Below are 26,853 nucleotides of genomic sequence, written 5' to 3'. Positions count from 1 at the left end.
TTATTTAATGGCACCGGCAAGCGTCGCCGCTTCCTGGTTCCGTTTTTGCCATAACCTCCAGCATCCCAGCATGACCGCGCCGCAGGCAGAACCGGCGAGAATACACAGTACCCACATCAGCGGTTTGCTCACCAGCGGCAGGATCAGGAAGCCGCCGTGTGGAGCAGGAACCTGAATTTGCAGGCTATAGCTGAGAACCGCAGAGATGGAAGAGGCGATCATCATCATAGGGATGACGCGTAAAGGATCTTTCGCGGCGAACGGAATAGCGCCTTCAGTAATATGAGTGCAGCCGAGGATATAGTTGACCATTCCGGCGGCGCGCTCTTCTTCACTGAAGCCTTTCGGAAAGAAGGTCGTTGCCAGTGCGATAACCAGCGGCGGCGTGATGCAGGCGGCGGAAACTCCGGCCATAAAGAAGTAGTTACCCTGACCAAGCAGCAGCGTACCGGTAACGTAGGCGGCTTTATTCACCGGGCCGCCAAAGTCGAAGGAGCACATCGCGCCTACCACAATGCCCAGCAGAATCGGGTTTGCTTCCTGCAATGAGCTCAGCCAGTTCATCATCGCGTTGTTGATAGCGGCGACGGGTTGACCCAGCAGCACCATCATCACGCCAATCACCAGTACGCCAACGAGCGGCATAATGAAGATCGATTTCAGTCCTTCATACTGGCGCGGCAGGCCGTTGAGCATATTGCGGATCAGCAGCATAAAATAACCGGCGGCGAAACCGGCGATAATCCCGCCGAGAAAGCCTGCGCCGGTAGCGTTGGCTAATAGCCCACCGACAAATCCCGCGACCATACCGGGACGCCCGGAAATAGACCAGGCGATATAAGCGGTGAAAATCGGCACCATGATTGAGAAGGCCTGTTGACCCACTTTCATTAGCGTGGCGGCGATAACGTTATATTGCGGCGAGTTTGGATCGGCGGAGTAGATGCCCCAAAGAAAGGAGATGGCAATCAAAATCCCTCCGGCGACAACAAACGGTAGCATGTTAGAGACGCCGCTCATCAGGTGCTTATATACCTGGCGACCGAAAGACTCCTGCTCGTATTTCTCCGTTGAAGCGTGGGAGGAAGAAATACCCTGACGACGCGCCGCCTGGCCGCTGATAACTTTGTTAATTAAATCAGCCGGATGGTGAATGGCTTCTTTAACCGGAACTTCAATGACAGGTAGACCATTAAATCGCTCGGCGTTAACATCTTTATCAGCGGCAATAATAACACCATAAATATCTTTTAAATCCGCAGGAGTAATCGCATTTTCAACACCTGAAGCGCCGTTGGTTTCGACTTTAATTTCAATGTTTAATTTCTTTGCTGCGGTTTTTAAGGCCTCTTCAGCCATAAAAGTATGCGCAATACCCGTAGGGCAACCGGTAACTGCAATGATTTTTTTCATAATCGGACCTTTATAATTGGACGACTTGAATTTGCTGTAATAATTCTTCTGTGCGTTGTAATTTTCCTAATCCAGCGGAACCGGCGACATCGGCGCCGGTCGCGCTGGCTAGTGCCAGGGCGTGAGTGACGTCTTCCTCGTTAAGCCATTTACTGAGAAAAGCGCCTAGTGCGGCATCACCGGCGCAGGCGGAGCTGACCAGATCTATTTTGGGTGCGGAGCAGAACCACACGCTTTCACCATCAGAAAAGTAGAGACCCTCGGCGCCCATCGTTAACAGCACGTTGCGAGCGCCGAGCTGGTGCAGCGTATGCATTGCCTCGCGCACCTGCTGGTGGCTACTGACATCGAGACTGAAGATTTCCCGCAGCTCATCATCGTTAGGCTTGATCAGCAAAGGGCGTAATTCCAGCAGCTGGCGCAGGACCGGATGGCTGATATCGAGAATAATTTCGCAGCCTTTCTGCTGGCATAATTCAATAATCTCGCCATAAAACCGACTTTCAATTCCTGGAGGCAGGCTGCCGCTAATGACCAAATAATCCCCAGCGGAAACGCATTCCAGGTGATGAATAACCTGCTGCTTGCACTCATCATCAATTTTTGCACCAGGATTAACAAGCTTATATTCCTCAATGCCGTCATTAATAAAAATATTAATTCTGGTTGGCTCAGAGACCCATGCCGGCGTCACTTTAATTTTTTTCTGACGTAACTCTTCCACAATATAGCGGCCAGTGAAACCACCGAAAATACCTATAATGTGAGTGGGCTGCTGATGATGATTTAATATCAGCGATACGTTCACTCCTTTACCATTTGGGCAATATTCCGTGTGTCGGGTTCGGTTCACTGCCGACGGCTTCAGCGGATCGCAAAAGATATTCATATCGATTGCCGTATTGAGTGTCAGGGTATGGATCACGACATTGCTCCTTCGATCCGATAATTACAGTTGTCCTTCACAGCCGCAAACGTGAATGACTTTGCGTACGACATCCTTCATCGCCGCTTTGGCCGGTTTCATGTAATGACGCGGATCGTTAGCATCCGGATTTTCTTCGAAATAGTGCTTCAGGGCATCGGAGAAAGCGATTTTCAGTTCGGTGGCGACATTGACCTTGCACACGCCCAGCGAAATTGCCCGACGGATGTCGCTATCGGGCAGGCCCGACGCACCATGAAGAACCAGAGGAACGTCAACGCGATCGCGAATGGCGGCAAGGCGGTCAAAATCGAGTTTAGGTTCCGCTGCGTACAGGCCGTGCGCCGTACCGATTGCCACCGCCAGAGAGTCGATGCCGGTGCGGGCGACAAATTCGCGCGCCTGTTCCGGGTTGGTATACAGCGCATCTTTTGCATCAACCACCAAATCATCTTCCACACCGCCCAGGCGGCCAAGCTCGGCTTCGACGCTGGCATCATAGCGGTGGCTCAGTTCAACAACACTCTTGACTAACGCGACGTTTTCTTCAAAAGGCGAATGCGATCCGTCGATCATGACCGAGCGGATACCGGCCTGTACTTTGCGCGTGATATCGAACAGATCTTCGTGGTGATCGAGGTGGACCGCTAAAGGAAGATCCCAGATCTTAGCCAGATCGCGAGCGATCGCTACTACGTTACCGGTTCCTGCATAGCTATAAGTTCCCGGGGTGCCGGCAAGGATCAGTGGAGAACGCAGCTCGGCTGCCGTCTCTACCACCACCTGCATCGTTTCCAGGTTGTGGATATTAAAGGCAGGAACGGCATAGCCAAGGCGTTGGGCTTTCAACAGCATATTTTTACTGGAAATAATGAACATTCATACTCCTTAACTTTCATATTGTAAGTTTATTTTCGTTAATAACCTTCGTTTTGAAAGTAATGTAGCGACCGACTCCCGTTTTTGTTGTGATCAAACGCACACATCAGTGATGTTTTTTTATAAATGAAAGTTATTTCTTCTTGTTTATTTTCTTTTTTAAAATTACATTAAGGCGCAAGGAATGCTGTAACTTTATGAATTAAATGATTTTAATTTGGTATTAAACCCATATGGACGGTCTTGCGTTTGACAATGTGGTGGGGAAATTTAAAAATGAAAGTTATTCTGGGAGAAAATAAGAAGGCACAACACTGTGGCAAAACCGTCAACAAGTCTGCTGAAAAGGCGCCTGGACATCGCAGAGATCGTGCGTAAGAACGGAGAGATCAAAGTCGACGATCTGGCTGAAATGCTGGCTGTTTCCGGGGTGACGATTCGTAACGATCTTAACTACCTTGAACAGCAGGGCTACCTGAAGCGCTCTTTTGGCGGCGCAATATACACTTCTCAGGCAGGTACGCCGGTTGCGCTGATTCAGGAGGTGCCAGTTGTCACCGATAAAGCGCTGGAGACCGAAATGGCTCGCCAGATCGCCGCGCAGATCGAAGATAGTGAAACGCTATTCCTGGGTCAGGGCTCGATATTACGTAAAGTGATCCCCTTCCTTGCCGGTTACGACGAGCTCTGTCTACTGTTGAACGACCTGGCGCATGTGCCGTTGGCGCAGGAGTTTCTGAATGGCGAAACCGTGCTGCTCGGCGGCGTGCTGGGGAGTAGTGGAAAAATAGTCGAAGGCGATCTGGCGTTAAGCGCGCTGGGTCATTATCGCCCCTCGCGAGCGCTGATAGCTGTCGATCATATTGCTGAGGATGGCACTTTAAGCGTCAGACAGGAAGCCAGCGCCCGCCTGCTGAGCGAAGCGGTGTCGCAAAGCGAGAGGGTAATCGCGGTAGCCGCACATCGTCCGGTCTATGGCGATAAGCGTTACGCGATTGGCAATTTGCAGCAACTTAGCGGCATCGTTACGCCGCAGGTTGTTGCTGCGGAATATCATGCCCGTCTACTCGCCGCAGGGCTGACTAACAGCTATACCAATAATGAGTGCCTGACATGGCTCAACCCTGCTTTGCAAAAAGCAAAGTAAAGGAGCGATGATGAAAGTGACCATTTGCACCATCGGCGAACTACTGGTGGAGTTTCTGGCAAAAGAAGAGAACCAGGGCTTTTCTCGCCCGGGAGAGTTTTGGGGGCCATATCCCAGCGGTGCACCGGCAATTTTTGCCGATCAGGTGGCAAAGTTGGGTTTTGGTTCGGTGCTTTTTAGCTGCGTCGGCAATGATGCGTTTGGCGAAATGAATATCGCGCGACTGGATGCCGATGGCGTTAATGTCAACGGTATCGCCATACTGCAAAAAGCGACTACTGGCAGTGCTTTTGTAAGCTATCGGAGTCAGGCACAGCGCGATTTTATTTTTAATATGCCGAACAGTGCCTGCGGTCTGTTGACTGCCGATCATATTGACGAAAGCCTGCTTAATCAGTGCAATCATTTCCACATTATGGGTTCCTCGCTGTTTTCGTTTCGCATGATCGATGCGATGCGTAAGGCGATTGAAAATATCAAAGCGCGCAACGGCACGGTTTCGTTCGATCCGAATATTCGTAAAGAGATGCTCAATATCCCAGAAATGTCGCAGGCCTTTGAATATATTCTTGATTACACCGATATCTTCCTGCCAAGCGACGGCGAACTGGATTACTTTGGTCTCAATCCGGGGCGCGATGAACAGGTGCTGGTGGATAAACTTTTAAAGCGCGGCGTTAAGCACGTGGTGATTAAACGCGGTCCGCGCGGAGCGAGCTATTTCAGCGCCCGGGAAACGCATCATGTTGCCGGGTTTCATGTCCCGGTTGTGGATCCTACGGGAGCGGGTGACTGTTTCGGTGCAACCTTTGTCAGTCTGTTCCTGTCGGGCACATCGCCGCAGGAAGCGTTGAGATGGGCTAATGCCAGCGGTTCACTGGCGATTACCCAGCGTGGGCCGATGGAAGGGACTTCGACGAAGGCGCAGATAGAGGCCTTTTTTAACAGACAGAAGTAGCCTGGTGAATCCCGCTCGAGATTTGACGAGCGGGATAAGCATTTTAACGCATCACGTCACTGGCGCCGGGTTAAACACCGCCAACTGATTGTGCAATCCCCACTGATCCGAGAAGGTCTTCTTGCGGCCGCTGGCGACATCAAGAATAAACTCAAACAGCTTCAGACCCACCTCTTCGATGGTCTCTTCCCCGGTGGCGATGGTTCCCGCGTTGATATCCATTAAGTCGTACCAGCGGTTTGCCAGCTCGGTTCGTGTCGCCATTTTAATGACCGGCACGGCGACCAGGCCATACGGCGTACCGCGACCGGTAGTAAACACCTGCACGGTGATCCCGGATGCCACCTGCTGAGTACCGCAGACAAAGTCGCTAGCCGGCGTCGCGGCGTAAATCAGACCGCGTTTGGTCGGGCGCTGCCCCGGAGAGAGCACTTCGGCAATCGCGCTTTTCCCGGACTTGGCGATAGAACCCAGCGCTTTCTCTACGACGTTCGCCAGACCGCCTTTCTTGTTGCCCGGGGAGGGGTTGGCGCTGCGGTCGGTTTTGCCCATATCGAGATAGTTGTCATACCAGGCCATCTCTTCCAGCAGACGTTTGCCCACTTCTTCGTTGACGGCGCGTGGCGTCAGCAGATGGATTGCATCGCGTACTTCGGTGACTTCCGAGAACATAACGGTCGCCCCGCAGCGCACCAGCAGATCGGATGCGTAGCCCACTGCCGGATTGGCGGTGACGCCAGAAAACGCATCGCTGCCGCCGCACTGCATACCGACCACCAGCTCGGAGGCCGGGCAGGTTTCACGTTGGCGCTGGTTTAGCTTCTCCAGATGACGCTCGGCAACTCGCAGAATATCGTCGACCATCGATTTAAAACCGACGTGCTTTTCGTCTTGCAGGCTGACGATGCTGGCGCTATCCACGGGGATGCTTTTCACATCATCGGTACCTTCCAGCAGACGCTCCGGCTGCAGTTTTTCGCAGCCGAGGCCAATTACCATCACTTCGCCGCCGAAGTTTGGATTGAGCGCCAGGTTATGAATGGTACGGATCGGGACAACCGCCGCCGGGGCGTTAATCGCCACGCCGCAGCCATACAGGTGGTTCAGACCCACAACACCATCGACGTTGGGATAATTCGGCAGCAGATCGCGTTCGATGATTTTCACCACATAATCGACGACGCCCGCCACGCAGTGCACGCTGGTGCTAATGCCGAGCAGGTTTTTGGTGCCCACGCTACCGTCGGCGTTGCGATAGCCTTCGAAGGTATAGCCTTCCAGCGGCGGCAGCGGCGCCGGGACTTTGGTCGCCAGCGGTAAGGTATGCAGCGGCGGCGCTTTAGGTAGTTCGACCAGTGATTCGTCAATCCAGCTGCCCTGCGGGATATCGCGTACCGCATAGCCAATCACTTCGCCATAGCGGATGATTTCACCGTGGACGGGAATATCGACCAGCGCGACTTTATGGCCTTGCGGGATATGTTCAACCAGCGTGAGCCCGTCAGGGAAACGCGTTCCGGCCGTTAAACCTCGATCGTTAACAATAATCGCCACGTTATCCGTTTCGTGTACTTTTATATAAAACGCCGTTGGCGATTCTTGTCTAATTTCAATGTCAGCCATTGTCCAGTATTCTCCAGCAAGGTGCGAATAATAAAATAAAACGTTTATACCCGTCATATTTCAAGCTGCATGTGCGTTGGCTTTCCTCGCTCACCCCGGTTACTTACTTTAGTAAGCTCCTGGGGATTCCCTGCGTTGCCGTCTTCATGCAACTCGAAATATTTAGGATATATTCAATTTCTGATGCTCAGATTTATGGAATTAAGAATGTCAGGTGTTTAGATTTAAAAATGTGATCTAAATCACTCGTTTTTGCGAGAGGGCGTCAGGCATAGAAGGAAATCACTGGAATTGTGCATCAGCGCCCACTGATTATTGCATTTGCACAATTATAATGTTTTTTGTTATCTCTTTGTGGGGGTTATGCACAGTGATTAAATACCATGAGCTGATTATACTGAGTCATGCTTGCAATGCGCCGGATAGGTAAATCGATACTTCCTGATATTGATTTATGAATAATGAAGAATCACGCCAAAATAAATAATGGAAGGTGTGTTGTACCTGAGGAATATTAGATGAGTCTGGATGCAATGATAGAACAGAAAAAGGAAGTGCCAACTCGATATTTAATTCTGTTGATCATTTTCATTGTTACCGCTGTTAATTATGCCGACCGGGCGACGCTCTCGATCGCCGGTACAGAGGTGGCGAAAGAACTGCAGCTGAGCGCGGTCTCAATGGGGTATATTTTCTCCGCATTCGGCTGGGCCTACCTGCTGATGCAGATCCCCGGCGGCTGGCTGCTCGATAAATTTGGCTCGAAGAAAGTCTACTCTTACAGCCTGTTCTTCTGGTCGCTGTTTACCTTCCTGCAAGGCTTTGTGGATATGTTTCCGCTGGCGTGGGCGGGTATCTCCATGTTTTTTATGCGCTTTATGCTGGGTTTCTCTGAAGCGCCATCTTTCCCGGCAAACGCCCGTATCGTCGCTGCGTGGTTTCCAACGAAAGAGCGCGGCACCGCATCGGCGATTTTTAACTCTGCGCAGTATTTCTCTCTGGCGCTGTTCTCGCCGCTGCTGGGCTGGCTGACCTTTGCCTGGGGTTGGGAGCACGTCTTCACCGTCATGGGCGTGATTGGTTTTGTGCTGACCGGCCTGTGGGTAAAACTGATCCATAACCCCACCGAGCACCCGCGCATGACGCAAGAGGAGCTGAAGTTTATCTCCGAGAACGGCGCAGTGGTTGATATGGACCATAAAAAGCCCGGCAGCGCGGCGGCCAACGGACCTAAACTGCACTATATCAAGCAGCTGTTGACCAACCGCATGATGCTGGGGGTGTTCTTCGGCCAATATTTTATCAATACCATCACCTGGTTCTTCCTCACCTGGTTCCCGATTTATCTGGTGCAGGAAAAGGGCATGTCGATTCTGAAAGTGGGTCTGGTCGCATCGATTCCGGCGCTGTGCGGTTTTGCCGGCGGCGTGCTGGGCGGGGTGTTCTCCGACTATCTGATTAAACGCGGTTGTTCCATCACCGTGGCGCGTAAGCTGCCGATCGTCCTCGGAATGCTGCTGGCTTCCACCATCATTCTGTGTAACTACACCGATAACACCGCGCTGGTGGTGACCCTGATGGCGCTGGCTTTCTTCGGTAAAGGGTTCGGCGCGCTGGGCTGGCCGGTGATTTCCGATACCGCGCCGAAAGAGATTGTCGGCCTGTGCGGCGGCGTCTTTAACGTCTTTGGTAACGTCGCTTCCATCGTAACCCCGCTGGTTATCGGTTACCTGGTGAGCGAGCTGCACTCATTCAACGCAGCGCTGGTCTTCGTCGGATGCTCGGCCCTGATGGCGATGGTTTGCTATCTGTTTGTGGTCGGCGACATCAAACGCATGGAACTGCAGAAATAATTAACGGTTAAGTGACAAGGTATAAGTGATGAATAACGATATCTTCCCGAATAAATTTAAGGCGGCCCTGGCGGCGCATCAGGTTCAGATTGGCTGCTGGTCCGCGCTGGCGAGCCCAATTAGCACCGAAGTTTTAGGCCTTGCAGGTTTCGACTGGCTGGTACTGGACGGCGAACATGCGCCGAACGACATCTCCACCTTTATCCCGCAGCTGATGGCACTGAAAGGCAGCGCCAGCGCGCCGGTCGTCCGCGTACCAACCAACGAACCAGTGATCATTAAGCGCCTGCTGGATATCGGTTTTTATAACTTCCTGATTCCGTTTGTCGAAACGGAAGAGCAGGCAGTTAACGCCGTTGCCTCAACCCGCTATCCGCCTGAAGGCATTCGCGGCGTATCCGTTTCGCACCGCGCCAATATGTTTGGCACCGTGCCGGATTACTTCGCGCAGTCGAACAAAAATATCACCATTCTCGTGCAAATCGAGAGCCAGCAGGGCGTGGATAACGTTGATGCGATAGCCGCCACGCCGGGCGTGGACGGTATTTTTGTCGGCCCAAGCGATCTGGCCGCTGCGCTGGGTCATCTGGGTAATGCTTCCCATCCGGAAGTGCAGAAAGCGATTCAGCACATTTTTGCCAGCGCGAAAAAGCACGGTAAGCCGAGCGGTATTCTGGCGCCGGTTGAAGCCGACGCGCGGCGCTATCTGGAATGGGGCGCGACCTTTGTCGCCGTCGGCAGCGACCTGGGCGTATTCCGCTCTGCCACGCAAAAACTGGCTGATTCCTTTAAGAAATAACCACCACCGAAACTAGAGAGATAAAGACATGACAATGAAAGTTGGTTTTATTGGCCTCGGTATCATGGGTAAACCAATGAGTAAAAACCTCCTCAAGGCAGGTTACTCGTTGGTGGTTGCTGACCGTAACCCGGAAGCGATTGCCGAGGTGATTGCCGCAGGCGCAGAAACTGCGGCATCAGCGAAAGCGATTGCCGAGCAGTGCGATGTGATCATCACCATGCTGCCGAACTCGCCGCACGTGAAAGAAGTGGCGCTGGGCGAAGGCGGCATTATCGAAGGCGCGAAGCCAGGCACCGTGCTGATCGATATGAGCTCCATCGCGCCGCTGGCGAGCCGCGAAATCAGCGAAGCGCTGAAAGCGAAAGGCGTCGATATGCTGGATGCGCCGGTCAGCGGCGGCGAACCGAAGGCCATCGACGGTACGCTATCGGTGATGGTGGGCGGTGATAAAGCGATTTTCGACAAATATTACGATCTGCTGAAAGCGATGGCGGGTTCCGTGGTGCATACCGGCGAGATCGGCGCGGGCAACGTGACCAAGCTGGCTAACCAGGTGATCGTGGCGCTGAACATTGCGGCGATGTCCGAAGCGCTGACGCTGGCGACCAAAGCGGGCGTGAACCCGGATCTGGTATATCAGGCCATCCGCGGCGGGCTGGCCGGAAGTACCGTGCTGGATGCCAAAGCGCCAATGGTAATGGACCGCAACTTCAAGCCGGGCTTCCGTATCGATCTGCATATTAAGGATCTGGCGAACGCGCTGGACACCTCCCACGGCGTGGGCGCCCAGCTGCCGCTGACCGCCGCGGTGATGGAGATGATGCAGGCGCTGCGCGCCGACGGTTTGGGTACCGCCGACCATAGCGCGCTTGCATGCTACTACGAAAAACTGGCGAAAGTGGAAGTCACTCGCTAACAAGAAGGGCGCGGATGCGCGCCCTGTAATTCTTGCCTTGCGCGGCACTGTCAGGCTACATAACTATGAAAATCGTAATCGCCCCAGACTCTTATAAAGAAAGCCTCTCGGCTACCGAGGTTGCCCAGGCTATAGAAAAAGGTTTTCGGGAAATTTTCCCCGATGCGCTCTACGTGAAGGTTCCTCTCGCCGATGGCGGCGAGGGGACCGTTGAGGCGATGATTGCCGCGACGCAGGGAACCGAGATGAGCGCCTGCGTGACGGGGCCGCTGGGCGTCCCGGTGGATGCCTGCTGGGGGCTTTCCGGCGATGGCAAAACCGCGTTTATCGAAATGGCTGCGGCCAGCGGGCTGGGGCTGGTGCCGCCTGCTCAGCGTAACCCGCTATTGACGACGTCGCGCGGTACCGGCGAGCTGATTTTGCAGGCGCTGGATCATGGGGCGAAAAATATCATCATTGGCATTGGCGGCAGCGCCACCAACGACGGCGGCGCGGGGATGGTGCAGGCGCTGGGCGCGCGTCTTTGCGATGCCAATGGCGCGGAGATCGGCCACGGCGGCGGTAGCCTGTGTAGTCTGAATTCGATAGATATTACCGGTCTCGATGCGCGGCTGCATGATTGCGCCATTCGGGTGGCCTGCGATGTCACCAATCCGCTGATCGGCGATACCGGCGCATCAAGGATATTTGGCCCGCAGAAAGGGGCTACCGAAGCGATGATCCGCGAGCTGGACAGCAACCTGGCGCACTATGCGGACGTTATTAAGGCCGATCTGCATGTCGATGTGAAGCAGGTTGCCGGTGCGGGCGCGGCGGGCGGTATGGGCGCCGCGCTGATGGCGTTCCTGAACGCTGAATTACGCAGCGGGATTGAAATCGTGACCCAGGCGCTGAATCTGGAAGAGCATATCCTCGATTGTTCGCTGGTGGTGACCGGCGAAGGTCGGCTGGATAGCCAGAGCATTAACGGTAAAGTGCCGGTTGGCGTGGCGAGCGTGGCGAAAAAGTATCATAAACCGGTAATTGGCATTGCCGGTAGTCTGACCCGCGACGTGGGCGTGGTTCACCAGTATGGGATTGATGCGGTGTTTAGCGTGCTGAACAGCGTAACGACGCTGGAAGAGGCGTTTCGCGGCGCGGCGGACAATATTTATCGTGCGTCGCGTAATATTGCGGCGACATTGCAGGTCGGAATGGCGACGGAAGGATGACAACCGCTGGCAAACCCTCTATACTGCGCGCCGAAGCTGACCAGACAGTCGCCGCTTCGTCGTCGTCCTCTTCGGGGGAGACGGGCGGAGGGGAGGAAAGTCCGGGCTCCATAGGGCAGGGTGCCAGGTAACGCCTGGGAGGCGCAAGCCTACGACCAGTGCAACAGAGAGCAAACCGCCGATGGCCCACGCAAGTGGGATCAGGTAAGGGTGAAAGGGTGCGGTAAGAGCGCACCGCGCGTCTGGTAACAGTTCGCGGCACGGTAAACTCCACCCGGAGCAAGGCCAAATAGGGGTTCACAAGGTACGGCCCGTACTGAACCCGGGTAGGCTGCTTGAGCCAGTGAGCGATTGCTGGCCTAGATGAATGACTGTCCACGACAGAACCCGGCTTAACGGTCAGCTTCAACTTTTCAGAAAACCCTCGTCAGCGATGGCGGGGGTTTTTGCTTCCTATGGCAGGTTGAAACACAGGACAGATGAATGCCTGTCCACGACGCTATACCCAAAAGAAAGCGGCTTAACGGTCAGCTTCAACTTTTCAGAAAACCCTCGTCAGAAATGGCGGGGGTTTTTGCTTCCTATGGCAGGTTGAAACACAGGACAGATGAATGCCTGTCCACGACGCTATACCCAAAAGAAAGCGGCTTAACGGTCAGCTTCAACTTTTCAGAAAACCCTCGTCAGCGATGGCGGGGGTTTTTGCTTCCTATGGCAGGTTGAAACACAGGACAGATGAATGCCTGTCCACGACGCTATACCCAAAAGAAAGCGGCTTAACGGTCAGCTTCAACTTTTCAGAAAACCCTCGTCAGAAATGGCGGGGGTTTTTGCTTCCTATGGCAGGTTGAAACACAGGGCAGATGAATGCCTGTCCACGACGCTATACCCAAAAGAAAGCGGCTTAACGGTCAGCTTCAACTTTTCAGAAAACCCTCGTCAGAAATGGCGGGGGTTTTTGCTTCCTATGGCAGGTTGAAACACAGGACAGATGAATGCCTGTCCACGACGCTATACCCAAAAGAACCCGGCTTAACGGTCAGCTTCAACTTTTCAGAAAACCCTCGTCAGAAATGGCGGGGGTTTTTGCTTCCTATGGCAGGTTGAAACACAGGACAGATGAATGCCTGTCCACGACGCTATACCCAAAAGAAAGCGGCTTAACGGTCAGCTTCAACTTTTCAGAAAACCTTCGTCAGAAATGGCGGGGGTTTTTGCTTCCTATGGCAGGTTGAAACACAGGGCAGATGAATGCCTGTCCTCGACGCTAGCGGGCATAGGAGGCGGGGGGAGTAGGTCAGGTAAGGCGTTAGCCGCCACCTGACAAGAAAGCGGGCACAAGGTGGGGAAACAGGCCTGCCATCAACCGCATTATGACTCATGCGGTTATGCGTTATCCTCGCTTATTTTATATATTTTAAATAAATGAATTTAATTATAGCATTCATGTCTTTTATATATTTCCTGATTTACATACATTTATGCGAACTATTTTTTACATTTCTTCATCTGCTTCTGAAAAATAATGGCCGGCCACATCGGTGATAATTAATCAGGATAAAACTAAAATGAAATTAATGACTCGCATTGCAGTGACAACCCTCCTCGCCACGGGCTTCTCAATGGCGGCACAGGCTGCGGATGTTAACGCTGCGCCAGCCCCAGCGCAGGATCCGATCGTCCAGCACTTAAAACTGACCAACGATCAGGTAACGAAAATTAAAAACCTGCATCAACAGCTGGAGAAAAGCGTTCAGCAGATCTCCCAGAAAGATATTAAAGACGGCGTATTATTTGATGTGATCGATTCCGGAAAATGGAATGAAAAAGCGGTCAAAGATCAGCTGGCGGCGTTTAGTAAAGTCGAACAGCAGGTTCGCTATTATCGCGTGAAGTACTATTTTGATGTCAATCAGGTCCTGACGCCAGAACAGCGTAAGCAGGTACAAAAAGATTTAGCTCAGGCGCTGAGTGAGTAAATCTATCGGCCCCGGCTGGGGCCGATATTGACGTCAGGCGACGCTTTCTTCTTCCTGGAGCCGTATCTCCGCTTCTGCGACGATCGCCTCCAGTTCGCTCAACATCTCTTCATAACCAAAGCTAACCGTTGTCATGGTTTCTGGCTGCGGCTGCGACGCTGCTAGCGCCGCTTTTTTTGTTTTCTTCTTGCCCACTGACACACTCCCTTACCGCCGTTGTTACACAGGTAAATCTATCAGCAAAGCGCGCAGCGGCGTATCGGCAACGAGGGTAATGTTAGCTTCGTCACGAATAAACGCGCCATCGCCGCAGGTCAGTGCCTGTTTCTCTTCTTCCTGTACCCGCGCATGCACCGTGCCGTGAATCGACTGCAGGTAGGCCCGTGGGCCGTGGAGCTGCACGCTAAGCTGCTCGCCTTTCGCCAGATTGATATGGTGGATCCATACCTGCTGGCGCAGCTGGAGACTCTTCTGGCTGCCGTCCGGCGAAGCCAGCAGCTGCTGCGCTCCCTCGGCGATAGCGATTTTTTGCACAAGCGGATTTTCATGCTGCGGACAGGCATCCAGCCACAGCTGGATTCGCGTCAGCGAGCGCTCTTTGCTCAGGTTGTACTCGCTGTAGCTCACGCCGGGCTGGGTAGAGATCAGCAGCGCTTCGCCAGCTTTAGCCTGGATATGGTTGCCATCGCTGTCGCGGTATTCCGCTTCACCTTCCAGTATCAGGTTCAGAATGTCGACTTTCGGATAGGTACGCGGCTGGAACGACGCGCCGGGCGCCAGAACTTCCTGGTTGAGCACGCGCAGCGACGCGTAACCTAGCAATTTCGGGTCGAAGTAGTGGCCAAAGGAAAAGGTGTAGCGGGCCTGCAGCCAGCCGAAGTCGGCTTGACCGCACTGTTTGGCTGTTCGGGTTGTAATCATCTTCTTGACCTCTCTTTACACTAAATCAATGGTAAAGGTATGGACGCTGTATTGTTAGCCAGATATTCTGCCCGGTATGTTCAAATTTCCTGAATGAGAGAACGATGGCTAAAGAGAGAGCATTAACGTTGGAAGCGTTACGCGTTATGGATGCGATTGACCGGCGCGGAAGCTTTGCGGCGGCGGCTGATGAGCTTGGTCGAGTGCCTTCAGCGCTCAGCTATACCATGCAAAAGCTGGAAGAAGAGCTGGATGTCGTTCTGTTTGACCGTTCAGGTCATCGAACAAAATTCACCAACGTTGGCCGAATGCTGCTCGAGCGCGGGCGCGTTCTGCTGGAAGCGGCGGATAAGCTGACAACCGATGCCGAAGCGCTATCGCGCGGCTGGGAAACGCACCTGACCATCGTCACCGAGGCGCTGGTACCCACCACCGACCTGTTTCCGTTAATTGAAAAGCTGGCGACCAAATCGAACACTCAGCTGTCGATTATTACCGAAGTGCTGGCCGGAGCATGGGAGCGCCTTGAGCAGGGGCGGGCGGATATTGTCGTTGCGCCGGATATGCATTTTCGCTCTTCCTCGGAAATTAACTCCCGTAAGCTCTACTCGGTCATGAGCGTCTACGTTGCCGCGCCTGACCATCCCATTCACCAGGAACCGGAGCCGCTCTCTGAAGTGACGCGCGTTAAGTACCGCGGCGTGGCGGTGGCGGACACCGCCCGCGAACGTCCGGTGCTGACGGTGCAGCTACTCGACAAACAGCCGCGATTAACAGTGAGCTCGATCGAAGATAAACGCCAGGCCCTGCTGGCAGGACTGGGCGTCGCCACGATGCCGTATCCGCTGGTTGAGCAGGATATTGCCGAAGGGCGCCTGCGGGTGGTCAGCCCGGAGTACAGTAACGAGATCGACATTATTATGGCCTGGCGCCGGGACAGCATGGGGGAGGCGAAATCATGGTGTCTGCGGGAAATTCCGAAGCTATTTATGGCTAGATAAAACAAAATGCGCCCCTTTTTAACGAGGGGCGCATTATTCAGTAGGAGGTCGGTTTGGGATCCGGCCCGAAGCGATTATTGCCGGGAGTGCCGTTCTGACAATTGAAGACCAGGATCACTAGCCAGCCGATCACGGGGATCAGCAGTAATAACAGCCACCATGCCGAGCGGTCGGTGTCGTGCAATCGACGAAACTGCACCGCCCACCACGGTAAGAAGATCAGCACGCCATAGATGGTCGTCAGAATGCCTTCTCCTCCTGCGCGCTGCCATCCGAGCATTTTATCAATAATGCTGAGTACGCCGGTCAGGATGATGTTGACCAGAATAAACATCCAGTACTCTTTGCGCCGGGCGCGGCCGCCAAATCCAATGTAATTTTTTAATACTTTAAGATACCAGTCCATTTTTACGCCTCGATTAGCCGTCAATCACTTGTTTTTAAAGCGATCGAAATAAGAATAGACGTGAATGAAATGGCGGTAAATATTTGTTTTGTGAATTATTGGGCGCGGTAAATCGCGCCCAATCGCTTAGCGGAAGAGAAGATCGCGGCCGTGCGGTTCGTTAAGATCCTGCTGCGGGCCGACGGAGATGATCCCGGTCGGGTTGATCGTCTTATGGCTACGGTAGTAATGGTTGCGAATATGGGCGAAGTCCACCGTTTCCGCGATTCCCGGCATCTGGTAGATGTCGCGCAGGAAGCCATAAAGATTGAGATAATCGCTGATGCGGCGTTTGTCGCATTTAAAGTGGGTCACATACACCGGGTCGAAACGAACCAGGGTGGTCCACAAACGAATATCGGCCTCCGTCAGTTGATTGCCGGTCAGGAAGCGGTGTTGGCCAAGGATTTGTTCCAGACGCTCCAGAGACGTAAATACCCCATCGACCGCTTCGTCATAGGCCTGCTGGCTGGTGGCGAATCCGGCTTTATAGACCCCGTTGTTGACGTTGTCATAGATCCAGCCGTTCAGCTCATCAATTTGCGCGCGCAGCTCAGGCGGGTAGTAATCCCCTGCGCGGGCACCCAGTCCGTCAAACGCGGTATTCAACATGCGGATGATTTCCGCCGACTCATTGCTGACGATGGTTTGCTGTTTTTTGTCCCACAATACCGGCACCGTAACGCGCCCGCTGTAGTGCGGATCGGCGTGCAGATAGAGCTGATAGAGAAATTCGTGCTGGTAGAGGGTATCGCCCGTGGCTGCCGGGAAGCTATCGTCGAAAGTCCAGCCGTTTTCAAACATCAGGGGGTTGACCACTGAAACGGAAATAAACGGCTCCAGCCCTTTCAGGCTGCGCAGAATTAAGGTGCGATGCGCCCATGGACAGGCAAGAGAAACGTACAGATGGTAACGGTCTTTTTCCGCAGCGAACCCGGCTTCGCCGCTTGGGCCCGGCGCGCCATCGGCGGTTAGCCAGTTGCGAAAGGCAGAAACAGAACGCTTGAATCGCCCCCCGGTGGATTTGGTGTCATACCAGGTATCGTGCCAGACGCCGTCAACTAATTGTCCCATTATTTCCTCCTTTATACCCGTCATACTTCAAGTTGCTTGTGCGTTGGCTTTCCTCGCTCACCCCAGTCACTTACTCGAGTAAGCTCCTGGGGATTCACTGCGTCGCCGCGTGATTCGCCCCTACGGGACTCACCCTTTCAGGGCCAGCGCAAGCGCTGTTCAAACGGTTAACCGTTTTGTCCTGCAACTCGAATTATTTAGGGTATAGATAATAAAAGCGAGGAGAAGTCCCCTCGCTTTTTTATTTACTAGTATAGTGCGCTTACCACTTTTTATTCAGTACGCGGTCGATACTAAACGCGCCCGGACCGGTGATAGCCAGCAGCAGGAAGCCGCCTGCGATGCTCAGGTTTTTCATGAACATCAGCGAGTTCACGCCCTCAGCAAAGTTGCTGTGGAACAGAAACGCGGTCAGCACGGTGAAGCCTGCGGTGAACAGCGCGGTGGTACGGGTCAGGAAACCGAACAGGATTGCCAGACCGCCGCCGAACTCAAGCAGGATAACCAGCGGCAGCATAAACCCAGGGACGCCCATGGCTTCCATATATTGTTGAGTACCCGCATAACCGGTGATTTTTCCCCAACCTGCGGTGATAAACAGAATGGGCATCAGAATGCGCGCTACCAGTACACCAACATCTTCTAATTTTTTCATTTCTTACTCCAGGAAACCCAAAGGGCGGCGATTTCGTTTTTTGGTGCAATCCTGCGTAGTTACGCGGGCTTGCTGTCGATGGAGAGGATATTAGCGAGGATGAGATGTGATTGTTAGCAAGGAAAACTGTAGATCTTTTTCAAAGTTTCTGAGCAATTATTGATAAACGAAATGAATATAAAGGATGTTATAGCGGCGTAGCGTAAGAGTGATGAGGGCGGCGAGCAGAAGGGAAAATCTGATGGGTACAGCATGACGATATTGATGCCGGGCGGCGGCTGGCACCTGACCCGGCTGACATAACCCAGACGTGAGAAATCAGCCTTAGCGCGATGCGGTCTGCTGCAACAGCTTGCGAGCCATACGCCAGGTGCTCCAGATACCGAGGCCGCGTTTTGTCCAGCGGAGCAAAAAGCGCGGATGGCGAACGGACCATACGGCGACGAGGCCGCTGCCAACCATTGCCCATGAACGCAGGTTGAGCAGGGTGTTCCAGCCACGGTCGATAGGCGCGGTCGCCTCAAGCCAGCGGCGGCGACTGGCGTTGAGATCCAGCCGCTGCTGTTGGATTTGACGTAGCAAAAGCGCCTTTTGTCGTTCGCGTTCCTGCTGGTCGCGGCTCATGACTTGTCATCCTCCAGCAATGCCCGGTCATTAGCCAGCTCCTGGCGGGTCAGGCGCAGGAACGTTGAACGACGTGCTTTGCGTAACGTCCAGACCCCGCCAATGAGCGCCGCCAGCAGCAGAATCACGGTGGTAGCGATCATCACGTTTAACCGATATTGCGCATCGACGGCCCAGATGATCAGTACCAGCATGCTCATCAGGCCGAACGCGGCGAACAGCAGCGTCAGCCCAAGCATCAGGAATAGCTGGACGAGATTGGCCTTCTCCTCTTCCAGCTCCACGACGACGAGGCGCAGGCGCGTTTCGACCATTTCGACCAGCAGGGTGACTATCCGCTGGCCAATGCCGAAAACGCTTTGCCCCGGCCCTTGCGTGTTTTGAGAGTTCGCCATAATTAACGACGCGTCAGCAGGACACCCAGCACCAGCCCGACGGCAGCACCAATCCCTACGCCGGTCCACGGGTTTTCACGGACATATTCATCCGCACGCGCAGCGGTTTCGCGCGTTTGCTTCACAATGGCGTCGCTGGTTTCACCCAAGCGAACGCGGCTCTCTTTCAGCGCGCTTTCGGCTTTACTGCGCAGTTTACCAATCTCTTCTTTCGACTTATCCGTGGAGGAGTTCAGCACTTCTTCCAGGGTATCAGCCAGCGTTTTCAGTTCCGCACGCAGGTCTTCTGCAACGTTATCTTTAGCCATGTTTTATCTCCTGTGAAAGTGGTCCATATTGGTCTTGCTTAATCGATTAGTACTCGCGAGACTGTAGCGCTTTCAGTTCTTGCTGCGCTTCATCAAGTTTACGTTGACGCTTGCTGATTTTATCAGCATCGCCTTTCTGTTCGGCTTCGCGCAGGTCATTCTGGCGTTCGCTTATTTCTGCCTGCTGTTTGGCGATTTTTTTCTGGTGATCGGCTTTGAGCTGGCTGTCGCTACAATTTGCCTGCACTTCGCTAAGCGCCCGTTTCAGACCATCAATACGGTGCTGGTTATGATGTTTTTCGGCGTAGCTGATCTCCCGCTGAATATCTTGTTCTTTTTCCTGACAAGGGGAGATGGCAAAGGCACTGGCGCTCAGTGAAGACAGAACCAGGATCAAAGCAATGCGGTGTTTCATGGATAAAACCTTCCATTGTGTGAGGGAATATCTGGAGGATATACCCTATCCAGTTGATTAACGTGAGCCTGGTGACTCCCGCAGACTTAATGATAGTAAGTAAAACGGGAAATCACCAAACAGGGTGAAAATATTCGGAATTTTCGTGCATTAGCCGAATCTGTGCGGGGTATCGCGCAGGCGTGAAATCCAGGCGGTAGGCGAATCATCATCTTCCAGTAACGCGATAATATAGCCATGCGGCAGGGCGCGGCCCAAAACTTCTTTTGCCGCGGCTCCCTGAGCGCTGGAGTCAAACTTGATGATCAAGCCGTCATTCTGCGGCGTAATACTTTTAAAGCGGATGCCGTTAGCGTCGAGATGATGCCAGACGGAAAAACCGTCCGGCATGCTGATACCCTGGCTGACGGGACGAATAGCCAGGGTCGACTCCTGCTGTTGCACGGTGAGCCAGAGCCAGAACAGGCCGCACAGGAGTAGCGAACCGCCCAGCACCCAACTTATCTGACGCAGAGAGGATCGTTGCATCGCCATTGTTAGCCCCGGCTTCTGTATTTTTTCTTCCACAGGACAATCAGCGAACCAATCAGGCCAAATACCAGCAGTGCGACGGGCAGCAGCATCAGGCAGGACATCAGCTGATCTTCATACTTCAGGAATACCGGCGTTTTCCCCAGCAGGTACCCCAGGGAGGTCAGAATCAGGACCCATAGCAGACCGCTCATCCAGTTAAAAAACTGGAAGCGTGCGCTGCTCAGGCCGGATAGTCCGGCGATGGTCGGCAGCAGCGTACGAACGAAGGCGATAAAACGGCCAATCAGCAGCGCGGAAAGCCCGTGCTTATGGAACAGATGATGCGCGCGCTGGTGGTAGTGCGAGGGGAGGTGCGATAGCCAGTTTTGTACGATTCGCGTATTACCCAGCCAGCGGCCCTGGATATAGCTTAGCCAGCAGCCGAGACTTGCCGCCGCGGTAAGCAGCAGCAGGGTTTCCGGAAAGCCCATCGCGCCTTTGGCAATAAGGACACCGACCAGCACCAGCAGGCTATCGCCGGGCAAAAAGGCGGCAGGCAGTAAACCGTTCTCAAGGAACAAAATCATAAATAAGACAAAGTACAACATGCCAATCATGGATGGATTCGCGAGAGTTTCGTAATCCTGAGCCCACAAGGCATTCAATAATTGAGTTAATAGTTCCATTCACGATTCCTGGTACATCGGTTAACGGCACGTCTGAACGCGGTATATGCACGGCGACATAGCTTTTTATTAGATTAGGGTCGCTGCTGCGCTCTGAACGGTTCCCTGTTTAAAAGTGAAGTAAGCCAAAGCTAACTCTCAGAACGACAAAATGCATCTAATTGTAACAAACCCGCTGACTTTACGTCAGAGAAATTGCAGTTTGTTGCATTCTGATTTTGCTGATTGCGAAGGAGGGTGGCGAGTGTATTTACACAGGCTGACACTATATATGCTTTGCTTACCCTGAGGGCGTTGCGGGCAGTGAAGGAATCGCTGCCCGGTATGAGGATAAGCGTCTATTTTACGCCGTTGGCGGCCGTATCGAGGTGAACCACTGGATTATCGGCAAAGAGGTAGCGATCGGCATTGAATTCAAAGTCATCGCTGGTTTCGTTGAATAACATCAGCTTAGTATTTTCCAGATGCTGCCACATGGCCAGCTTCGCTGCATGCGGATCTTTGCGAATCAGCGCCTTAAGAATTTGGTCATGATCGTCGCACCAGTTATCGACGGTACGCGAGTCGATATGGTCGTGCAGTTTTTTCCAGTACGGATTATGCACGCGCTGGGTCCACATTTTTTCTACGATCGCGGCTAACGCGGTGTTTTGCGTCGCCAGCGCTACCTGGACATGGAACTGAAGATCCCATTCGGAATCGCGAAAGCACTTCTCTTTACGCGCTTTTTCCTGGATTTCCATCAGCTTCATGATGTCCTGCTTGGTCACCTGAGTCGCCGCGAATTCGGCTATATTGCTTTCTATCAGCTGGCGGGCCTGCAACAGCTCAAAAGGACCATAATTGGCGAATTCCAGCGATTCATCGGCAATTTGCTGATGTTTTGGATGATTGGAGATAACGTGGATGCCGGAGCCTTTGCGAACCTCAACGTAGCCTTCAACTTCCAGCATAATGATGGCTTCGCGAACCACGGTACGACTCACGCTTTTTTCATCAGCGATAAACCGCTCTGCGGGTAGCTTATCGCCCACAAGGTAGACGCCTTGTTCAATGCGCGACTTAAGCTCAGCGGCAAGCTGCTGATACAGACGACGCGATTCAGTGATTTCCATATTCGCTCCCGGGAGATGGCGACAATATTGGATTTGTTATACCACTTTTACACGCTTCTCACCATAAAAACAGACGAAAAAGCCGCCTATATCAAGGCGGCTTCGGGTGGAGGCAACTCGCCTGCGTCTAGCTTTGCGTGGCGGGTTTACTCGTCTCGAGCGGGGTACTGTCGTCATCCGCTGATTTATTTTTCAGCACGGTCCAGATAACCACGGCGCCCAGCACATCGAAAACCGCCAGCACGGCGAACAGCGGGCTAAAGCCGATAGTGTCCGCCAGCGCGCCGACCACCAGGGCGAACATGGTGCTCGCCAGCCAGGCGGCCATACCGGTCATGCCGTTCGCCGTCGCCACTTCGTTACGCCCAAATACGTCGGAAGAGAGGGTGATTAACGCGCCGGACAGCGCCTGGTGAGCAAAGCCGCCGACGCACAGCAGGGCGATGGCGACAAACGGGCTGGTGAACAGACCGATCATCCCCGGGCCAATCATCAGCAGCGCGCCCATGGTCACCACCATTTTACGCGAAACGATCAGGTTAACGCCAAACCAGCGCTGGAACAGCGGCGGCAGATAGCCCCCAACGATGCAGCCGAGGTCGGCAAACAGCATCGGCATCCACGCAAACATCGCAATCTCTTTCAGGTTAAAGCCGTAGACTTTAAACATGAACAGCGGGATCCAGGCGTTGAAGGTCCCCCACGCCGGCTCGGCAAGGAAACGCGGTAGGGCGATACCCCAGAACTGACGGTTGCGCAGAATCTGCCACGGCGACATTTTCTTGCCGTTGTTAGTCTGATGCTGAGATTCCTGGCCGCCGATAATGTAGTCGCGTTCTTCTTCCGTTAATTTTTTCTGATCGCGCGGGTGTTTGTAGAAAACCAGCCACGCCATCGCCCAGGCAAAGCTCAGAACGCCGGAGATGATAAACGCCATCTGCCAGCTGTGCATCACGATGGCCCAAACCACCAGCGGCGGGGCAATCATGGCGCCGATCGAGGAGCCGACGTTGAAGTAGCCAACGGCGATAGAACGCTCTTTTGCCGGGAACCATTCGGAGCTGGCTTTCAGGCCCGCAGGGATCATTGCCGCTTCGGCGGCACCCACCGCGCCGCGCGCCAGCGCCAGACCGCCCCAGCTTCCCGCCAGCGCCGTAGAGCCGCAGAACACCGCCCAGGCGATCGCAAAGAAGGCATAGCCGATTTTAGTACCTAACACGTCCAGCACGTAGCCGGCAACGGGCTGCATGACGGTATAGGCAGCGGAATAGGCCGCGATGATATAGGAATACTGTTGGGTGGAGATGTGTAATTCTTCCATCAGAGTCGGCGCAGCTGCCGCCACAGTGTTACGCGTCAGGTACCCCAGCACGGTACCTAACGTCACCAGTGCGATCATGTACCAACGTAACCCTTTAATTTTACGCATGTAAACCTCATCGTTTGTTATATATCCGCAGCGGGTGCGGCTATCTTCCAGCCCTGTCACTGAGGCGAAGAAGGTGAAACGGAGGGTTCAGGAGAGGAAACCTCGTATGGCCCGAACCTTGCCATCAACTGTTGTGTCTAAATTCGGTGTCCATACCGGTAAATCCGACGTGATTATTCGTCGGTAATGCATTCCGTCGGTTTATATGTTTTGACGGCAGCAAGATAACTTGTCATACAACTTCAAAAGTTGAGTGACGTCACAAAAGTGGGAAAGTTTGTGTGGGCATTCATTCTTGCGACAAAGGCCAGAGCTGGCGCGCTTTGGCGGGGAGTTTACTCCTTTGATGGTACTTTTTTTGTCGTCGTTTATTGATCTAACTCACGAAAAATACTTCGGTCTGTGGAAATTGGTGTGATAACTTTGTCAGCATTATAGTCAATCATCTGATGGGCTCCTTCGGGGGCGAAGAGGACACGAAAATGACACCGTTTATGACCGAAGATTTCCTGCTTGATACCGAGTTTGCCCGCCGCCTGTACCACGATTACGCGAAAGACCAGCCGATTTTCGACTATCACTGCCACCTGCCGCCGCAGCAGATTGCCGAGAATTATCGCTTCAAAAATCTGTATGACATCTGGCTGAAAGGCGATCACTACAAGTGGCGCGCGATGCGCACCAACGGCGTAGCAGAGCGTCTGTGCACCGGCGACGCCTCCGATCGCGAGAAATTTGACGCCTGGGCGGCCACCGTACCGCATACCATCGGTAACCCGTTATACCACTGGACCCATCTTGAGCTGCGCCGCCCTTTTGGTATTACAGGTAAGGTGCTCTCGCCGGCAACGGCGGATGAAATCTGGAATCAGTGCAACGATCTGCTGGCGCAGGAGAGCTTCTCCGCCCGCGGCATCATGCAGCAGATGAACGTGAAAATGGTCGGCACCACCGACGATCCAGTCGATTCGCTGGAGCATCACGCCTCCGTGGCGAAAGACAGCTCATTCTCCGTCAAAGTGCTGCCGAGCTGGCGCCCGGACAAAGCGTTCAATATTGAGCAGGCAACTTTCAACGACTACATGGCGAAGCTGGGCGAAGTGTCTGACACCGATATTCGCCGCTTTGCCGACCTGCAGTCCGCACTGACCAAACGTCTGGATCACTTTGCCGCTCACGGCTGTAAAGTTTCTGACCACGCGCTGGACGTGGTGCTGTTCGCGGAAGCCAACGAAAGCGAACTGGATAGTATCCTGGCGCGCCGTCTGGCCGGTGAAACTCTCAGCGAACGTGAAGTCGCGCAGTTCAAAACCGCGGTTCTGGTGTTCCTCGGCGCGGAATATGCCCGCCGCGGCTGGGTACAGCAGTATCACATCGGCGCGCTGCGCAATAACAACCTGCGTCAGTTCAAGCTGTTAGGGCCGGATGTGGGTTTTGACTCCATCAACGACCGTCCGATGGCGGAAGAGCTGTCCAAACTGCTCAGCAAACAGAACGAAGAAAATCTGCTGCCAAAAACCATCCTCTACTGTCTGAACCCGCGCGACAACGAAGTGCTGGGCACCATGATCGGCAACTTCCAGGGCGAAGGCATGCCGGGCAAGATGCAGTTCGGTTCCGGCTGGTGGTTTAACGATCAGAAAGACGGTATGGAACGTCAGATGACCCAGCTGGCGCAGCTTGGCCTGCTGAGCCGCTTTGTCGGCATGCTGACCGATAGCCGCAGCTTCCTCTCCTACACCCGTCATGAATACTTCCGCCGCATCCTGTGCCAGATGATTGGCCGCTGGGTTGAAGCGGGAGAAGCCCCTGCGGACATTCAACTGCTGGGCGAGATGGTGAAAAACATTTGCTTTAACAATGCGCGTGACTACTTCGCCATTGAACTGAACTAAGACCAGAGGTCGGTTGATATGCAATACATTAAAATCCATTCGCACGATAACGTCGCGGTAGCGTTGGCGGATATGGCGGCAGGCTCGGTAGTCACCATTGACGGCGATACGGTCACGTTGGCTCAGGATATTGCGCGCGGGCATAAGTTTACGCTGCGCGGGATTGCGAAGGGAGACAACGTCATTAAGTATGGTCTGCCGATAGGACATGCGCTGGCGGATATTGCGCCGGGGGAACATATTCACTCCCACAATACGCGTACTAACCTGAGCGATCTCGACGCGTATAGCTATCAACCGGATCTTAGCGAGCCCGCCGCGCAGCCGGCGGATCGCGACATCCAGATTTATCGTCGCGCTAACGGCGAAGTCGGGGTGCGCAACGAACTGTGGATCCTACCGACCGTCGGCTGCGTCAACGCCATGGCGCGCCAGATGCAGAACCGTTTTCTGAAGGAAACCAACGACGCGGAAGGTATCGACGGCGTTCACCTTTTCAGCCACACCTACGGCTGCTCGCAGCTCGGGGACGATCACATTAACACCCGCACTATGCTGCAAAACATGGTGCGTCACCCGAACGCCGGGGCGGTATTGGTGGTCGGTCTGGGCTGCGAAAACAATCAGGTTGACGCCTTCCGCGAAACGCTGGGTGAGTTCGACCCTGAGCGCGTTCACTTTATGGTCTGCCAGCACCAGGATGATGAAGTGGAAGCCGGGCTGGAGCATCTGCGTCAGCTATATGACGTCATGCGTCACGACAGGCGCGAGCCGGGTAAACTGAGCGAACTGAAGTTTGGCCTTGAGTGCGGCGGCTCTGACGGTTTGTCCGGCATTACCGCTAACCCGATGCTGGGTCGGTTCTCGGATTATCTGATTGCCAACGGCGGCACCACCGTCCTGACCGAAGTGCCGGAAATGTTCGGCGCCGAGCAGCTGCTGATGAGCCACTGTCGTGATGAAGAGACGTTTGGCAAGCTGGTGACGATGGTTAATGATTTCAAACAGTACTTTATCGCTCATGACCAGCCGATTTACGAGAATCCATCGCCGGGCAACAAGGCGGGCGGTATCACGACGCTGGAGGATAAGTCGCTGGGCTGCACGCAGAAAGCGGGCTCCAGCCAGGTGGTCGATGTCCTGCGCTACGGCGAGCGGCTAAAAGTGCACGGCCTGAACCTGCTGAGCGCCCCGGGCAACGACGCGGTAGCGACCAGCGCCCTGGCCGGCGCGGGCTGCCATATGGTGCTCTTCAGTACCGGGCGCGGCACGCCGTACGGCGGTTTCGTGCCGACGGTAAAAATTGCCACCAACAGCGAACTGGCGGCGAAGAAAAAGCACTGGATCGACTTCGATGCCGGTCAGCTGATTCACGGTAAAGCGATGCCGCAGCTGCTGGAGGAGTTTGTCGATACCATTGTGGACTTCGCTAACGGTAAGCAGACCTGTAATGAGCGGAATGATTTCCGCGAGCTGGCTATTTTCAAAAGCGGCGTCACCCTTTAATTACTCGTCATCTTTCGCACCACCGCTGTGTTGGCAGCATTTATCCACCCCGGTCACTTACTTCAGTAAGCTCCCGGGGATGTCTAAACTTGCCGCCTTGCTGTGGCGCGAAATCTTTAGAGTAATAAAAGGGCGGTATTCCGGAAGCGGCGTTTCAGATAATGA

General features: G+C 53.9%; 27 protein-coding genes and 1 other RNA gene. 11 read left to right on the top strand and 17 right to left on the bottom strand.

Annotation, left to right across the window (positions count from 1 at the left end):
* The 3 genes from IYV58_RS24135 to IYV58_RS24125 are packed head-to-tail and all read right to left on the bottom strand — an operon-like array spanning position 1 to position 3,217.
* On the bottom strand, positions 1 to 1,413 hold the full coding sequence (locus tag IYV58_RS24135; RefSeq protein ID WP_049113450.1) for a PTS fructose transporter subunit IIC: 1,413 nt from the start codon (positions 1,411 to 1,413) through the stop codon (positions 1 to 3).
* 10 nt (positions 1,414 to 1,423) lie between these two features.
* Positions 1,424 to 2,338 carry a 1-phosphofructokinase gene (pfkB, locus tag IYV58_RS24130; RefSeq protein ID WP_049113449.1) on the bottom strand — a complete coding sequence of 305 codons (915 nt, stop codon included), beginning with the start codon at positions 2,336 to 2,338 and terminating at the stop codon, positions 1,424 to 1,426.
* Positions 2,339 to 2,362: 24 nt separating this feature from the next.
* A complete protein-coding gene (locus tag IYV58_RS24125; protein WP_049113447.1) occupies positions 2,363 to 3,217 on the bottom strand; it encodes a tagatose bisphosphate family class II aldolase in 855 nt (284 codons plus the stop codon).
* Between the two features lie 352 nt (positions 3,218 to 3,569).
* Here IYV58_RS24125 and IYV58_RS24120 point away from each other — a divergent pair, with 352 nt between their 5' ends.
* Together IYV58_RS24120 and IYV58_RS24115 are read left to right on the top strand one after the other, a co-directional pair.
* Complete coding sequence (locus IYV58_RS24120) at positions 3,570 to 4,364, top strand: DeoR/GlpR family DNA-binding transcription regulator (RefSeq protein WP_162626106.1); 795 nt, start codon at positions 3,570 to 3,572, stop codon at positions 4,362 to 4,364.
* Positions 4,365 to 4,374: 10 nt separating this feature from the next.
* The gene (locus tag IYV58_RS24115) at positions 4,375 to 5,322 is read left to right on the top strand and encodes a sugar kinase (RefSeq protein WP_049113444.1); all 948 of its coding nucleotides are present in this window, start codon (positions 4,375 to 4,377) and stop codon (positions 5,320 to 5,322) included.
* A 51-nt stretch (positions 5,323 to 5,373) separates the two neighbouring features.
* Here IYV58_RS24115 and garD read toward each other — a convergent pair whose 3' ends face one another.
* The gene (garD, locus tag IYV58_RS24110; RefSeq protein ID WP_142481276.1) at positions 5,374 to 6,945 is read right to left on the bottom strand and encodes a galactarate dehydratase; all 1,572 of its coding nucleotides are present in this window, start codon (positions 6,943 to 6,945) and stop codon (positions 5,374 to 5,376) included.
* Between the two features lie 518 nt (positions 6,946 to 7,463).
* Here garD and garP point away from each other — a divergent pair.
* From garP to IYV58_RS24080, 6 genes are all read left to right on the top strand, one after another.
* A complete protein-coding gene (gene garP / locus IYV58_RS24105; protein WP_004125538.1) occupies positions 7,464 to 8,798 on the top strand; it encodes a galactarate/glucarate/glycerate transporter GarP in 1,335 nt (444 codons plus the stop codon).
* Positions 8,799 to 8,826: 28 nt separating this feature from the next.
* The gene (garL, locus tag IYV58_RS24100; protein WP_024358723.1) at positions 8,827 to 9,597 is read left to right on the top strand and encodes a 2-dehydro-3-deoxyglucarate aldolase; all 771 of its coding nucleotides are present in this window, start codon (positions 8,827 to 8,829) and stop codon (positions 9,595 to 9,597) included.
* Between the two features lie 28 nt (positions 9,598 to 9,625).
* The gene (gene garR / locus IYV58_RS24095; protein WP_004105999.1) at positions 9,626 to 10,516 is read left to right on the top strand and encodes a 2-hydroxy-3-oxopropionate reductase; all 891 of its coding nucleotides are present in this window, start codon (positions 9,626 to 9,628) and stop codon (positions 10,514 to 10,516) included.
* Between the two features lie 65 nt (positions 10,517 to 10,581).
* Positions 10,582 to 11,727 (top strand): glycerate 2-kinase, encoded by a 1,146-nt coding sequence (gene garK, locus IYV58_RS24090; protein ID WP_112167199.1) that lies wholly within the window; start codon positions 10,582 to 10,584, stop codon positions 11,725 to 11,727.
* A gap of 32 nt (positions 11,728 to 11,759) precedes the next feature.
* Positions 11,760 to 12,138: RNase P RNA component class A (rnpB, locus tag IYV58_RS24085), an RNA gene on the top strand.
* Positions 12,139 to 13,295: 1,157 nt separating this feature from the next.
* Complete coding sequence (locus IYV58_RS24080; RefSeq protein WP_004125527.1) at positions 13,296 to 13,706, top strand: Spy/CpxP family protein refolding chaperone; 411 nt, start codon at positions 13,296 to 13,298, stop codon at positions 13,704 to 13,706.
* Between the two features lie 33 nt (positions 13,707 to 13,739).
* Here the strand turns inward: IYV58_RS24080 and IYV58_RS24075 are convergent, their stop codons facing one another.
* Together IYV58_RS24075 and IYV58_RS24070 are read right to left on the bottom strand one after the other, a co-directional pair.
* Positions 13,740 to 13,901, bottom strand: a complete 162-nt coding sequence (locus IYV58_RS24075) for a hypothetical protein (RefSeq protein ID WP_004125524.1) — start codon at positions 13,899 to 13,901, stop codon at positions 13,740 to 13,742.
* A 24-nt stretch (positions 13,902 to 13,925) separates the two neighbouring features.
* A complete protein-coding gene (locus tag IYV58_RS24070) occupies positions 13,926 to 14,627 on the bottom strand; it encodes a pirin family protein (protein WP_004125522.1) in 702 nt (233 codons plus the stop codon).
* A gap of 104 nt (positions 14,628 to 14,731) precedes the next feature.
* On the opposite strand from IYV58_RS24070, the gene IYV58_RS24065 reads away from it, so the two are divergent.
* Positions 14,732 to 15,628 carry a LysR family transcriptional regulator gene (locus IYV58_RS24065; RefSeq protein WP_049113438.1) on the top strand — a complete coding sequence of 299 codons (897 nt, stop codon included), beginning with the start codon at positions 14,732 to 14,734 and terminating at the stop codon, positions 15,626 to 15,628.
* A gap of 37 nt (positions 15,629 to 15,665) precedes the next feature.
* Here IYV58_RS24065 and IYV58_RS24060 read toward each other — a convergent pair whose 3' ends face one another.
* The 11 genes from IYV58_RS24060 to IYV58_RS24010 all read right to left on the bottom strand — a co-directional run bounded on the left by IYV58_RS24060 (position 15,666) and on the right by IYV58_RS24010 (position 23,287).
* A complete protein-coding gene (locus tag IYV58_RS24060) occupies positions 15,666 to 16,034 on the bottom strand; it encodes a DUF805 domain-containing protein (protein ID WP_004105984.1) in 369 nt (122 codons plus the stop codon).
* Positions 16,035 to 16,160: 126 nt separating this feature from the next.
* A complete protein-coding gene (locus tag IYV58_RS24055; RefSeq protein WP_049113435.1) occupies positions 16,161 to 17,147 on the bottom strand; it encodes a glutathione S-transferase family protein in 987 nt (328 codons plus the stop codon).
* Positions 17,148 to 17,409: 262 nt separating this feature from the next.
* Positions 17,410 to 17,802, bottom strand: coding sequence for a DoxX family protein (locus tag IYV58_RS24050; RefSeq protein ID WP_004125512.1), 393 nt, complete (start codon positions 17,800 to 17,802; stop codon positions 17,410 to 17,412).
* Between the two features lie 324 nt (positions 17,803 to 18,126).
* Positions 18,127 to 18,426, bottom strand: coding sequence for a YqjK-like family protein (locus IYV58_RS24045; protein WP_004125510.1), 300 nt, complete (start codon positions 18,424 to 18,426; stop codon positions 18,127 to 18,129).
* On the bottom strand, positions 18,423 to 18,821 hold the full coding sequence (locus tag IYV58_RS24040) for a phage holin family protein (RefSeq protein ID WP_004125508.1): 399 nt from the start codon (positions 18,819 to 18,821) through the stop codon (positions 18,423 to 18,425). The genes IYV58_RS24045 and IYV58_RS24040 overlap by 4 nt, the downstream gene beginning before the upstream one ends.
* Positions 18,822 to 18,823: 2 nt before the next feature.
* A complete protein-coding gene (locus IYV58_RS24035; RefSeq protein WP_004125506.1) occupies positions 18,824 to 19,129 on the bottom strand; it encodes an ElaB/YgaM/YqjD family protein in 306 nt (101 codons plus the stop codon).
* 46 nt (positions 19,130 to 19,175) lie between these two features.
* Positions 19,176 to 19,544: a DUF1090 domain-containing protein gene (locus IYV58_RS24030; protein WP_004125504.1), complete on the bottom strand. Its 369-nt coding sequence runs from the start codon at positions 19,542 to 19,544 to the stop codon at positions 19,176 to 19,178.
* A 150-nt stretch (positions 19,545 to 19,694) separates the two neighbouring features.
* A complete protein-coding gene (gene mzrA / locus IYV58_RS24025; RefSeq protein WP_162626098.1) occupies positions 19,695 to 20,072 on the bottom strand; it encodes an EnvZ/OmpR regulon moderator MzrA in 378 nt (125 codons plus the stop codon).
* Between the two features lie 8 nt (positions 20,073 to 20,080).
* Positions 20,081 to 20,743 (bottom strand): DedA family general envelope maintenance protein YqjA, encoded by a 663-nt coding sequence (yqjA, locus tag IYV58_RS24020; RefSeq protein WP_004125499.1) that lies wholly within the window; start codon positions 20,741 to 20,743, stop codon positions 20,081 to 20,083.
* A 338-nt stretch (positions 20,744 to 21,081) separates the two neighbouring features.
* Positions 21,082 to 21,858 carry a transcriptional regulator ExuR gene (exuR, locus tag IYV58_RS24015; RefSeq protein ID WP_004125496.1) on the bottom strand — a complete coding sequence of 259 codons (777 nt, stop codon included), beginning with the start codon at positions 21,856 to 21,858 and terminating at the stop codon, positions 21,082 to 21,084.
* Positions 21,859 to 21,985: 127 nt separating this feature from the next.
* Positions 21,986 to 23,287: an MFS transporter gene (locus IYV58_RS24010; RefSeq protein WP_004125495.1), complete on the bottom strand. Its 1,302-nt coding sequence runs from the start codon at positions 23,285 to 23,287 to the stop codon at positions 21,986 to 21,988.
* 482 nt (positions 23,288 to 23,769) lie between these two features.
* Here IYV58_RS24010 and uxaC point away from each other — a divergent pair, with 482 nt between their 5' ends.
* Both uxaC and IYV58_RS24000 read left to right on the top strand, forming a co-directional pair.
* The gene (uxaC, locus tag IYV58_RS24005) at positions 23,770 to 25,182 is read left to right on the top strand and encodes a glucuronate isomerase (protein WP_087828343.1); all 1,413 of its coding nucleotides are present in this window, start codon (positions 23,770 to 23,772) and stop codon (positions 25,180 to 25,182) included.
* Positions 25,183 to 25,200: 18 nt separating this feature from the next.
* Complete coding sequence (locus IYV58_RS24000) at positions 25,201 to 26,688, top strand: UxaA family hydrolase (RefSeq protein WP_112167000.1); 1,488 nt, start codon at positions 25,201 to 25,203, stop codon at positions 26,686 to 26,688.
* Positions 26,689 to 26,853: the final 165 nt, after the last annotated feature.

The organism is Klebsiella sp. BDA134-6, assembly GCF_015601345.1.
Taxonomy (GTDB): Bacteria; Pseudomonadota; Gammaproteobacteria; order Enterobacterales; family Enterobacteriaceae; genus Klebsiella; species Klebsiella grimontii.
Note: the sequence above shows the minus strand (reverse complement) of the source record. Positions and strands in the feature narration are given on the sequence as shown.